Here is a 12631-nt window from a genome sequence, read left to right as displayed (position 1 = left end):
TAAGACTGGAACAAACCGCAGATGCATGATCTTGTTTTTTGCTGACAATAGGAAGGCGTTACAAGAAACTGCTCAATAGCTGCATGCAATACCATTGTTGTCTGGGCAGATGGAAAGGCCCTTTAAAGAGGTTACCCTTGGCCGTCTGGGCGATAGAGCCGTCTCTGTGCAGATAGCCGAACCACTCTCCATGCTGATGATCGTGAAAGTATTTTTCCGTGTACTGGCGCAGGGATTCATGCCACTGCTTGTATTTATCCTCCCCGGTCATGGTATAGGCCAGTAGGGTGGCAATCAGCGCTTCGTTCTGCGGCCACCAGAATTTCATGTCCTGCCAGTATTCCTGGACCGGTTTGCCGTAGACGTCCAGAAAATACAAGATGCCGCCATACTGCTGATCCCAGCCTCTCTCCCACATATAATCCAGCATTTTAAGGCCGAGTCTCAGGTAACGGTCACTATTTTGATAGCTAGCCTCATGCAAGATAAACCAGGCCCCTTCAATGGCATGCCCCGGATTTAACGTCCGGCCGTCAATATGGTCAATGATACTGCCGTCCGGAGCGACCTGCTCCATGACGCACCGGATATCATCTTTGACAAAGTCTTTCTCGATTTCTGCAATCCAGCCCTTGATCAGCTCATCGCACCTGGGATCCCCAATGGTTTCTCTGAGTTGCTGGGCGGTATTGAGCATGATCATCGGGATGCCGATGGCCTTGGCAGGCCTTGTGGGCTCAAATTTTGGCGCTATGGCTGTTTGCCCGGTGCTGTATTCCAGGCACCGGGTGAAAAGATCTCTTGCTTTTTGGGCTATCTGCTCGTCGCCGGTTGCTTTGGCGTAGGCTGCAAGCGCTATCACCGCAAAAGTTTCAGAGAAAAAATACCGGCGCATGCGGATGGGCTGTCCGTTTCTTGCCACATGAAAATACATTTTGCCTGCCCTGTCAAAACAATGTTCCAGTAAAAACTGAACACCGCTGGCCGCGCCGTCCAGCCACTCCTGTTTAGGCGCCACGGTATTGTACAAAGTAGCCAGCAGCCAGGTAGCGCGCCCCTGGATCCAGACCGCTTTATCATCATCAATCAGGCTGCCGTCCTGATCACGCATCAGTAAGAAACCGCCGTACTGTTCATCCAGGCTTCTGGGAAACCAAAAAGGAATGGTGTCCTCCAGCAGCTGGGTTTTATAAAAAGTATGTAACTGAGACAAATAAGAAGTATCCATAAAATCGTTTTATCTGAAATAAGTGTATTGAGTTGAATGAATCGAGTGTTCTGTCGTAGCCGGCCGTTATGGCAGGGGCGGCAGATCCAGCTTAAAGCTGCTGGCCGGTAAGGCTGCTTTATTGATTAAATTAGCCCTGGTGAATCCTTCCCAGCCGTATACCACACTTGTAGCCTGCGTATGCAGGGGTAGCTGCAGCACTACGCTGCTGCCCTGAATTTTACCCGGGACATCCACCAGGTTGCCGTTCTGATCAAAGATTTTAAATCCCCTTAAAGGCGCTCCGCCTTTGGCCCTAAGTCCGTCAGCATGAGAAAACTGTAGCAGCAGTTGTTGGCTCTTCAGCCGGGTTGCCTTTTCTATGGTAGGCCCCTGGTCTTCTATATCCTGATGATAGGTTTCCTTTAGGGCTACCAGAGCCAGCCTTTGGCCTACAGGTATTTTGTCCTTATAGTGAACGTTTAAAGAATCGCCCAGATCACTGGTCACTACCATTTTACTATGGGGTATCTGGTGCTGTAATTTTCTTTGAACGTCCCTGAAATAATTCCAGGAAGGACGATCCAGGCTGGAGAGCTGCACATAATAAAACGGGAGGTCAGCCCTGTGCCAGGTTGCTCGCCAGCTTTTGACAAATACCGGAAACAATCTGGCGAAAAGCGGTGCATTGTCCGCATCGCTTTCTCCCTGATACCAGATAACGCCTTTGATGGGCAGCCCTGCGATAGGAGCTATGCCGGCTTCATAGTTATAGGCGGGTTCATAAGGGTGACGAGGGTACGGGGCCGTGGATTTCTCCAGATTTTTGGCAGCTCTTTGTCTGCACCATTCCATCAGGTAATCCGAGTGCAGCCAGTCATGTAAAGCAGGCTCAAAAAGCGGGTCATTTTCCAGGGTGGATCTGTCCACCCAGGAAAGTAAGGGCGAGCCGCCCACGGCTACCTCTATCATGCCCACGGGGATATCCTGACTAAGGGCGATCTGGCGGCCGAAGACATAGCCTACCGCGCTGAAATCCGAAGTCTCCTCCGGGTCGGGCTTTGCCCAGTGACCGCTGAAAAACTGCAGGCGGTCTGTTTTGTTCAAAACGGCGGTGTCCCAGTTGATATCATCGGTGGCCGCCAGATTTTTATCATTAAATAACCGAAGGATACCTTTTTTAAGTTCCCTGTGACGGATCAGACTGTCGGCCTTATCCGTTTGCTTTACCGTGAACAGCATATTGGACTGTCCGCTGGCCAGCCAGACATCTCCTATTAAAATGTCCTGAAGCTGTATTTTGTCAGAACCGTTGATGACGGTCATCGTTTCAGGCTGGGCATTTGCTTTTTGAGCCGCTAATTGCAGCTGCCAGCGGCCGTCAAAAGGCACGGTGCATTTTTTTTCCTGCCCGTGAAATTTAACAAGGACCGTGGAGCCGGCGTCGGCCGTCCCCCAGATTTTAACGGGCTGGTCTCTTTGAAGGACCATGCCGCTTGTAAAAATGTCAGGCAGTGTAAGGCCGCCGAACCGGCCGGTCAGATGCTGATAGATCACCTTCGCTAATTTAGCGGCCCCTGCTTTATTGGGGTGCAGGGTCGGCTGATCGGTAATCAAATCAGGCCGGTCATGAAACTGCTGATAAAGATCAATTAAGGGAACCTTGTTAATCCGGGCGACCTGTTCGATGGCCTGCTGGACTTTTTGATACCAGACATGCGTGCTGGACAGGAATCTGGGATGACCGGTAAAAATGGGTGTCATCTTGCAGATATAAATCCGGGCTTTAGGATTCACCTGGCGGAAGGTATCAATGAGCCAGTTATAATCGGGGATAAAATGGTCGCCATATAGCGCAAAATCTCTGGGGTCGGTATCATTCAAACCCAGATGAATCACCACAATATCAGGATGCATGGCAAGCGCCCCCTGAAATTCTTTTGTTTTATAATAGGGGCGGTGGCCGTTTTTAAGCAGGGTGGCGCCGCTATGCCCGAAATTACCCACCGTATAGCTGCTGCCTAATAACCCCTGCAGGACAGCCGGATAAGACTGGGTAGCGGGGTCTTTCAGGCTATAACCGTAAGTGACAGAATTGCCCACGCAGGCAACTCTTACGGGCTGGGCAAAAAGGCCGGAGGTACATAAAAAGAAAAAGGCCCCCGGTACGGCGGCCATAAAGCGGCACAGATACGGATGGATCCTTATGGTGTTAAAAAAGCGCATGTGTCGTAATATTTATCTTAATTATCTAAAATCATTGACCGTGGGTTTTAAAGTCAGTAACTGAACCGCCAGCGCTACCAGCACAATAACGGATAGCAGGGCGAAGTCTCTGCCGAGGTGGCCGCCATCCGTGGATTTCCCTAAAAGGTCTGTAATAAAGGCCCCGAAAAAGACGCCGACCATATTCATGATGCCATAGGCCGTCGCCCGGTATTTTGGTGCCACAAACTGACATAGAATCGGCATATTGTTCGCGTCAAAAATACCAAAGCCCAGTCCGAAGCAAACACCGGCTGAGACAAGGACCGCCAGGCTGTGGCCAAATCCCATAAATAATAAACCGGGAATCGTCAGTGCCAGCCCGATGGCGCTCGTATAAATACGGCCCCTTAAATGCCGCTGTACCCATCTGTCTGATATAAAGCCCCCCACGAGGACACCTGCAAAGGAGGAGATGGCAATGGTCATCGTCGATAACGGACCTGCCTGACTCATCGGCATATTCAGGTGTTGGGCAAATAAGGTCGGTAACCAGTTTTTAGTGGCCCAGCCAGGCAGGCTGGGTACGGCAAAATACATCAGGATAACCCAGAAGGCAATATTGGAAAACAGTACCGATAATGCTTTGCCGATTTTGGGTTTCTCCATTAAATGCTGATGCTCCTGAATTTGGAAACGGTCCGGACTTTCTCTTAAAAGTAAAGTAAGAATAATGGCATAGCCAATGCCAATCAGCCCGAAAGTATGAAAGGTGAAATGCCAGGTATAGGCCGCCGCAATGGTGGCCCCAAAGCCGCCCAGGGCGGAACCCAGGTATAATCCGGTCATATGAATACCGATGGCCAGTGAACGCGTTTTTTTCTGATGAAATTCCGCGATCAGTGCCAGGGCTGCAGGAATATAAAGGGCTTCACTGATACCCATAACAGCTCTCAGGTAATAGAGCTGATGAAAGGTCTGTGCATAGCCCATTCCGTAGGTGACGGCCGACCAGACCAGCAGGCTGCATACAATCAGCCATTTTCTGTTGATCCTGTCAGCTATTGCTCCTGCTACCGGGCTCATCAGGCCATAGATCCAAAGGAAAATCCCCATTAAAAAACCGAAGTTCGTGGCAGACTGTAATTCATGGATATCCAGCTCAATGGCCGGACGCATGGTAGAGAGCATCTGCCGATCCAGATAGTTTAATAAACCTACTCCCCAGAGCAGGGCCACCAGTAACCAGGGGTAATATTTCTTTTGTTGTAACATGCCAGATGTTTAATCCATTTTTTGATAAGCCTGTTTTAAATTATTTACCGGGGTTTAAGACTGCTTCTATGATATCCGGGTAACGCACGCCGGCTCTGATTTCTCCGCAGGGGATGATGACTTTGTCTCCCCAGCTGATAGCGGTCGTGGTGACCTGGGAGGCAAAAGGCAGTTTACCTGCCAGCTCCCATCTGTCCTGGTCGATATCATAGGACAGTACCTGATGGGTAAATCCGGGGTGATGCTGCTGTAAGTTATTCTTTTGTTGGATAAGTTCCTGCTTTTGCCGGTTGTCTTTTGCATCTGCGATTTTAATGAGTAAATCCTCCGTCTTATGAAAGGTCTCCCCCTGATCTCCGCCAAACAGCAGTAATTTGTTCTGGAACCTCACGCCGGTGGCGGCTGACACGCTGTAAGGCAGGTCCGCTTTTTTATGCCAGCTCTGAGACTGGGTAGAAAAGGCGAATAGGGAGGAAAAGAAACTGGTTCGGGCATGCGGGTTGGCCTTTCTGCCGCTGGCCAGATAAAGCGTATGCGTGTCGGGTGCCGCATATAAAACTCCGAAACCGATGGGCTGCGGCAAATCAGGCAAAGGCTGCCAGCCTTCGCTGGTATCCTTCAGATCCAGGCTCAGAAAGGCGGTCGATGTACTGCCGGAAGCATTATTGCCCCCGGCGAAATACAGCTTGGAATCAAGCACGGCTATCATGCCCCCGGAACTGGCCTCGGGTAAATCAGGTAGTGGACGAATCAATAGGCTGTCCTTAGCGGCTGACAGACTGATCAGGGAGACTTTATTTAAAGGCCCCTGCAGGTTTTCTCCTCCGGCCACCACAATGCCCTGATCCGTAGAAACGCAGGCAGGGTATCCTGCCTGGTAAGGCAGCTGCGACTCAATATTTGTGAGTATCGCGGTGTCTAGTGGTCCGCTCTGTTCTAACCGGTAGGTATATAATTTAGCATAATAAGTCTTCGTGCCACCTTGCCAGGGAAGACCATCCGGGAAATTAGAGCCGCCGCCTACAATTAAGTAATTACCGGTAATGCCGGCCACGGGGCCTGCCAGACCGGGGTTTGTTTTCGGGGCATCCTGGTTCAGGTCACCGGGAAGCTCCCCTAATTTTTTCCATTGGATGGAAACAGGAGTTCCACCCGCAGTACCAGGCTGCGGGTTACTGCAGGATGCAGCCATTGCCATAATGCTTAGAATAAAAGGAGTAAAAAATATTTTTGTTGCCTTGCGCATAAGATGCTGACTTTATGCTGGTAAGATTTTGCGCCAGTGCCAGTTGCTGTTCGTACGGACATCCGACGCTAAATATTGATGAACAGGGTAGCCGCTGGTCATTGGCGGCTATTTGGATCTGAAGGATTCAAAATCAAGGGCTGCAACATCTTTTTTAAAGGCTTCGAACGCCTCCGGACTCATATTGGAAACAGGCAGTCTGAAGCCGCCCAGGTCCATGCCGACGAGCTTCATAAAAGCCTTGCCGGTCGCAATGCCTCCATATTTTCCCAGCAGACGAATCATATCAATGGAAAGCTGCTGCAGGGTCTCTGCTTTTTGAACATCTCCGCTCCGGTAGGCTTCCATTAAATCCAGATATAAAGGTGCTGCATAATTATAAGTGCTGCCAATAGCTGCTTTTGTGCCTAAAGGTAAAGAAGAAAGCATATTTTCATCCCGGCCCCAGAGCATATTGTACCGGCCGTTCTCCACATGCATACAACTCTGAAAATCCATAAAATCCTCATGCGTATACTTAATCCCGCAGAAATTATCAATGGTGCCGTTAACGGCTTTCAGAAGATCATACATGGGTATGTAGCAACCGGTCAGCACAGGGATATGATAATAATAAAAAGCCGTGTTGGGGGCTGCGGCCGCTACCTGGCGGCAGATCTCAGCCAGCACCTGGGCGTTTGCCGGTTTAAAATAAAAAGGAGCGGTGAGGGCTATGCCATAGATACCTGCCTGCTCTGCACGGGCGGCGACGGCGGCTGCATCCTGGATACAGGTACCACCTGCAAGGACGATGACATGAAATTCGGGGTCAGCAGCGGTGGCTGCCGCCCAGGCGTCAATCAACTGAAACTTTTCTTCCAGGGTCATGGAAACGCCTTCGCCTGTTGAACCCGCTATAAAAGCCCCATTCACCTTATTTCTTTTAAGCAACTGATAATAGTCTTTGATGACTGTCAGGTTCAGGCTGCCACCCGCCAGCATGGGGGTGAAGGGTGCAGCGATCAGGCCGTTTAATTTAGAAACCATTTTCTATATATTATAAAATAAAAATAATCAAAACCGGGTAAGTATCATACATCGGGAAACCAGGGAGCAACACCAAAATTACGTAATTTTGTCAGACATATTCCGCTAAAAAATCCGACAACCCAACACACAAATTGCTCCCTGTCCTCCTTTTCCATTAAAACACATAAAAATATTAAATACTTATGTATGACATAATAAAGGTGAGAATAATTTTGAAGATAATCCAAGAAAAATTTATATAATTTATTAAATAATATAAATTAAATTGGTAATTAGTTGTTTCTGAATTTAAAAAGAATGATCTATGCGAAGTTTGCAAGAAAATTTACAAATTTTGGAAGGCTTTGGCCCTGTTGAAATGGGCAGAACCCGACATAGCGCCAATCGGTTTTCCAGCAACATTTACCAGACCGGACATTAAAAAAGACCCGGTCTAACTTTCGTATAAACCGGGTCTTTTTTATTAATGGATGTCCAAGTAATGATCTTTCTTTAGCTGGCTACTTCCAGTTCTTCATTAATCGCCTGGGAGATATGCTCAAATATGTTGTCTACGGTACCTTCACCGGCAATATTTCTGACAACGCCGTTATTTTCGTAATAATCCGCAACAATCGCTGTCTTTTTGCGGTATTCTTTGATTCTTTCCCGGATGATTTCTTCATTGGCATCATCTGAGCGGCCACTGGTCTTACCTCTGAGCAGCAGACGCTCCACCAGTTCATCCTCACTCACTTCTAAGGCAAGTACCAGATTAATGGAACTCTCATATAATTTGAGCAGTTTATCCAGCGCCTCCGCCTGAGCTTCTGTACGGGGAAATCCGTCAAAGAGGAACCCGCGAACGGTTTTATTGGATTCAATAGCCTTACTGATCATGCCGATAACCACGGCATCAGGAACCAATAATCCTTTGTCAATAAATTCTTTTGCTTCCTTGCCCAGCGCAGTTTCTGAGGAGATTTCATGACGTAGTAAATCCCCTGTACTCAAATGCTTTAAATTGAATTTTTCCGCAATTTTTAAACTTTGTGTACCCTTTCCGCTACCCGGAGCACCAAACAAGATTAAATTAAACATAACTTATATTAAATATAATTTGAACAGCAAATGTAATGATTTTTTTAATGCAAAATGCCGGTCACATCAGCATTACACACAAATCAGGACTAACAAATGTTTGCCTCGGCTAGCCTAATTTTTCCTTAATCAGATCCATAACACGCCCCGGATCTGCTTTTCCTTTGCTTCTTTTTTTTACTTCTCCCACAAATAATCCGATTAATCCTTTTTTCCCTTTTTGATAGGCCTGAACCTTATCCGGCATGCTTTCCAGCGCCTCATTGATCCAGGTCTCCAGCAAATCTTCATTATCGGTCTGAATAAGATTCAGGCGGGTGGCGATATCCAGGGCTGATTGGCCTTTTTGATCTGCACCGGGCGTTCTTAATGCCGGTAAAAGCCTGGTGGAAGCTACTGAAAAATTAAGTTTGCCCGTGTCTACCAGCTGAATAATATCTGCCAGGGTTTCAGGGGTAATGCCTACCTGGTCAATGGATAGATGCTCCTCATTGATAATGGATCTGATGGGGCCGTTTATCCAGTTGGCCACTGCTTTATATTGATTTGTCTTCTGCGTGGCCGCTTCAAAATAAACGGCTATGTCCTTATCGCTGACCAGTTGCTCGGCGTCATAGGGACTGAGTCCGAAGCTGGTCTGATACTTATGGGCCAGCTGCTGCGGCAAGGCAGGCATGGAGGCCCGGATCTGCTCAATAAATGACTGGCTCAGTTGGATCGGGGGGAGATCCGGCTCCGGAAAATACCGGTAGTCATTGGCCTGCTCTTTATCCCGGATGGCAAAAGTAGTCCCAGTCGCAGCGTCAAAGCTACGGGTCTGCTGCTGAACCATTCCGCCCGCTTCCACCAGGCGGATCATCCGGTCGATTTCAAAATCAATAGCTTTTTTAATATTACGGGTAGAGTTCAGGTTTTTTACCTCTACGCGGGTACCGAGTCTGGTGTCCCCTGCCGGCCTGATGGAGATATTGGCATCGCACCTCAGACTGCCCTCTTCCATATTGGCATCACTGACGCCAATCCAACGCACCAGTCTTCTGAGCTCCTGAACATAGTTCCAGGCCTCATCGGCGCTAAACATATCGGGTTCGGATACGATTTCCACAAGGGCGGTTCCCGCACGGTTTAAATCCACGCAGCTTTCACCCTCGTAAATATCATGGATGCTTTTACCGGCATCTTCTTCCAGGTGAATATGATGCATCTGTACCTGCCGGATACCTGTTTGCGTTTTGATCGGTACAAGTCCGCCCATACAAATGGGATGCGTATGCTGAGTGGTCTGCCAGCCTTTGGGCAGGTCAGGATAGAAATAGTTCTTACGGGCAAAAAAGTTATAGGGCATGATTTCACACTGACAGGCCAGGCCCAGGCGGACGGCATACTCAATGGCTTTTTTGTTGATTTTGGGCAGTGTGCCGGGTAAAGCCAGGGTAATAGGACTGATATGTGTATTGGGCTCAGCTCCGAATTTTGTGCTGTCCGCACAAAATAATTTGCTCGCCGTATCTAACTGAACATGAATTTCCAGACCGATGACGGCCTCGTATTTGCCTTGATAAATTGTTGCCATATTACTGACAAAGGTAAAGACCTGCTCAAGAAAAACATTCGGTAGTTTTAATAAAATAATCAGCAGCCGGATTAAATGCCGCAAAAACCGCAGAAAATGTAAGCCGGAATCTATTCACTTTTCGCCGCCTCTGTGGAAGAGGGCTGGTAGGTGAGGGGATGATTTAGTAATATATAAAATATAATAATGTGTAAGATCATAGAAATAAGTAAATCGAATTTTTCTGCCAGGCTGGCCCCGAACATCAGGATGCCCATTGTGGCAATTCCTAAGGTCAGCCCATAACGGGTGAGCTTGCCGCCGATCAGTATAAGCAGACCGGTCGTGGCCTCCAAAAAAGGAATCATATAACACATGATCAAGGTCGGAGTGCCGGCTATAAAGGTGTGGCTGAACATTTCCAGATGGCTATGCGCAAAAAAGTCCAGTTTAGGCACCCGGACTGCACCATGAATAAAAATACTGATGCCGATGGCGATTCTTGTGGCCTGGTAGGCGAGTTGTTGATTGGTCAGTCGCATAAAAATTATTTTACAGATCTGCTTAAAAGTACGAAAAACAGGCTTATTTACCGTTTGGGCTACATCTTATTTTGAGGTGCCAGCCGGGTCAGACCTCATGGCCCCTTCCATCATCACCCAATTACTATTGCTATGATTGCTGCGTGATGGCCAAACTATGCCAAGGGAGCATAAAGCCCACTTACTCAAGTGTCCCTTTGCCTACCTGCCCTTGGCGCTATGGACCTCAGTATAAACATCTACACCGGGTAGTTTGAAGGTTAAAAAGGGGATAATCGTAAAAATGGATTCTTTCCCGGCATTCCAGTGGTCATAGGGGATAGCACCAATCAAGGAATTCAACTGCACTATTAGTGCAGGCACATCTCCATTTCTGAATGCAGTTTTTATTTTCGCAACATGCGCTATGGAACCGACGGGATAGGTCTCCCGGTAGGAACTGAGGAGCCCATCTAAAAAACTGGCTTTGACCTCCCTATTTGGAAAACCCAGTTCATAAATCAAGCAGGCTTTTACCAAATCGCCTTGGCCGGCTCAGGAAATAATACTGACCAGACTGAATTAGTCGGTGGATGATCTCTGTCTTATCAATATATAGATAGCCACCTTTCCGGATTTTCCGAAAACTTTGAATGCCGATGGGGTACTTTCTTGACATATAGCGAAGATACGAATATTCCCGGCTGGCACCTCAAAATATGATTTGCCACCGTTTGCCAAAAAAAATTAACGGTGCATGCAACCTTTATTAACTTGCGCTCGTCTTATTAAAACAGAGACATGAGCAAAGCAAACATTCATACACTGGAGAATCTGATAGAGGGCTGCATCAATAACGAGCATGCTGCTCAAAGAGCGATGTACCAGATTTTTGCAGCCAGGATGTATGTGATATGTCTGAGGTACGGCAAAACTAAAATGGTGGCTGAGGAACTATTACAGACGGGTTTTGTAAAAGTTTTTAAATCCATTGTCCATTTTAGAAAGGAGGGCTCTTTGGAAGGCTGGATCAGGCGTGTGATGGTAAATACGGCGATTGAATATTACAGGCAGGCCGTGAAAATGATGCCTACCGAGACGTTGACAGAAAGTTTTGACCGTGCCGGTCATGAGCAATCAGGGCTCGATCAGTTAGCCCTGGAAGATTTACTGGCTTTAATTGCCGGGCTTCCCGATGGATACAGAATGGTATTTAATATGTATGCGATTGAGGGATTTTCTCATAAAGAGATCGCAGATAAACTGGGTATTACAGAGGGGGGCAGTAAATCGCAACTCTCCAGGGCAAGGCAGCTATTGCAGCTTGCCATAAAAAAAAGACAGGAGGTGGAATATGCAAGATTTGAAAAATAACACCCATCCTTCAGACGGAAAGGACACGAACAGACTGGATCAGGACTTCAGGCGTCTGTTGTCAGACGCTGAGTTAACGCCTGATGCGGAGTTGTTGGATCAGATAATGGATCGCCTGGCTAGTGAGCAGCCGGTACTGAAGCAAGAGGTCACGGAGATTAAAACGCAGACAGCACCCGACATGTTCAGCAAGGTCAGCAAGGTCCGCCAGCTGCGTAAAAGGTTTTCTTATGCGGCAGCCATTGTGGGTATATTAGTGGTACTGTCTATCGGTATTAAAGAATTAACGCGTCCGGACTCAGTGGTAATCACTGCTTCTACTGCTGACAGCGGGCTGGCCAGCACAAAGCCTGATAAGGCCGCAGATGCTACTGCCCCGACTGCGGTAAGTGTCCAGGGAGGCAATACCTCTAAGACAGAAAACGGTCTGGTAGCAGCAAAGGCCGCAGGCCTCAAAGCCACTGAAAACCTCAAAAACGCAGACAGGACCGTTAAAGCAGCAGCAGACTTACAGGGCAATAATCGTAATATTAACAATGACAACGCTGTGGCAAAGGCGGTAAGCCCCTTACATCAGGCTTCCCGGTCAAAACAGGGGGGGGATCCAGCTGTCAGCGCCAAGGCGGCAGGTCTGGCAAAAATAAATCCTTCCACAGCCACCTCTTTGAAAGCTGGCGTGGAAAATAAAGCACTGGCCATAGCAGATGCGAACAGCGCCAAAACGGTCACTGCCCTAAAAGGAATTGCAACTAGTCAGCCGGCAAAAGTAGCGCATGGGGACGCGGCAGCTACGGCGCTCGCGGTTAATGCCTCCGGGACAGCGGAGCCGGTAATCTCAGATAATAACAGGCAGGTGACCGGGCAAAGTGAGCACACCGCTTTAACGGATCAGGCAGCTGTCACCCGAAATAACGAAGTAGCGCTTACTACTGCTACAGAGACGGACAGAGCGGCTGAACGAAGCACCGGCAAAAGAAGAAACCGCGGCATTTTAAAGGGCTTTGTTGATAAACTGGCCACCACTGCCCAGGCCATTTCTGAAGAAGTTGTCAGTCAGGATGAAGATAAAACAGTAATTAATGTTGGCGTCTTTGCCATTACAACCTACAAATAATTAAATAATCACCATATAAAATCAATTG

At 48.0% G+C, this 12631-nt stretch carries 12 protein-coding genes; 2 read left to right on the top strand and 10 right to left on the bottom strand.

All coding sequences use genetic code 11. The features are described from left to right. Positions 1–58: 58 nt before the first annotated feature. From BLU80_RS10970 to BLU80_RS20115, 10 genes are all read right to left on the bottom strand, one after another. Positions 59–1228 (bottom strand): AGE family epimerase/isomerase, encoded by a 1170-nt coding sequence (locus BLU80_RS10970; RefSeq protein WP_091398036.1) that lies wholly within the window; start codon positions 1226–1228, stop codon positions 59–61. Positions 1229–1294: 66 nt separating this feature from the next. Further along, positions 1295–3433 (bottom strand): GDSL-type esterase/lipase family protein, encoded by a 2139-nt coding sequence (locus tag BLU80_RS10965; protein WP_091398033.1) that lies wholly within the window; start codon positions 3431–3433, stop codon positions 1295–1297. A gap of 21 nt (positions 3434–3454) precedes the next feature. Continuing rightward, positions 3455–4687, bottom strand: coding sequence for an MFS transporter (locus BLU80_RS10960; protein ID WP_091398031.1), 1233 nt, complete (start codon positions 4685–4687; stop codon positions 3455–3457). 40 nt (positions 4688–4727) lie between these two features. Continuing rightward, positions 4728–5933, bottom strand: a complete 1206-nt coding sequence (locus BLU80_RS10955; RefSeq protein WP_091398029.1) for a hypothetical protein — start codon at positions 5931–5933, stop codon at positions 4728–4730. Positions 5934–6041: 108 nt separating this feature from the next. Then, complete coding sequence (locus BLU80_RS10950) at positions 6042–6959, bottom strand: dihydrodipicolinate synthase family protein (RefSeq protein ID WP_091398027.1); 918 nt, start codon at positions 6957–6959, stop codon at positions 6042–6044. 495 nt (positions 6960–7454) lie between these two features. Further along, complete coding sequence (locus BLU80_RS10945; protein WP_091398025.1) at positions 7455–8042, bottom strand: adenylate kinase; 588 nt, start codon at positions 8040–8042, stop codon at positions 7455–7457. 109 nt (positions 8043–8151) lie between these two features. After that, on the bottom strand, positions 8152–9615 hold the full coding sequence (gatB, locus tag BLU80_RS10940) for an Asp-tRNA(Asn)/Glu-tRNA(Gln) amidotransferase subunit GatB (RefSeq protein ID WP_091398151.1): 1464 nt from the start codon (positions 9613–9615) through the stop codon (positions 8152–8154). 110 nt (positions 9616–9725) lie between these two features. Then, on the bottom strand, positions 9726–10136 hold the full coding sequence (locus tag BLU80_RS10935) for a hypothetical protein (RefSeq protein WP_091398023.1): 411 nt from the start codon (positions 10134–10136) through the stop codon (positions 9726–9728). Between the two features lie 201 nt (positions 10137–10337). Continuing rightward, positions 10338–10640: a hypothetical protein gene (locus BLU80_RS10930; protein WP_091398021.1), complete on the bottom strand. Its 303-nt coding sequence runs from the start codon at positions 10638–10640 to the stop codon at positions 10338–10340. Further along, positions 10630–10794 (bottom strand): AAA family ATPase, encoded by a 165-nt coding sequence (locus BLU80_RS20115; protein WP_091398018.1) that lies wholly within the window; start codon positions 10792–10794, stop codon positions 10630–10632. The genes BLU80_RS10930 and BLU80_RS20115 overlap by 11 nt, the downstream gene beginning before the upstream one ends. Before the next feature lie 122 nt (positions 10795–10916). Between BLU80_RS20115 and BLU80_RS10920 the strand changes: the two genes are divergently transcribed. After that, on the top strand, positions 10917–11489 hold the full coding sequence (locus BLU80_RS10920) for an RNA polymerase sigma factor (RefSeq protein WP_091398015.1): 573 nt from the start codon (positions 10917–10919) through the stop codon (positions 11487–11489). Beyond that, the gene (locus BLU80_RS10915; RefSeq protein ID WP_091398013.1) at positions 11470–12603 is read left to right on the top strand and encodes a hypothetical protein; all 1134 of its coding nucleotides are present in this window, start codon (positions 11470–11472) and stop codon (positions 12601–12603) included. The genes BLU80_RS10920 and BLU80_RS10915 overlap by 20 nt, the downstream gene beginning before the upstream one ends. The last annotated feature ends 28 nt before the right edge of the window (positions 12604–12631 follow it).

The organism is Arachidicoccus rhizosphaerae (assembly GCF_900107765.1).
GTDB classification, from domain to species: domain Bacteria; phylum Bacteroidota; class Bacteroidia; order Chitinophagales; family Chitinophagaceae; genus Arachidicoccus; species Arachidicoccus rhizosphaerae.
Note: the sequence above shows the minus strand (reverse complement) of the source record. Positions and strands in the feature narration are given on the sequence as shown.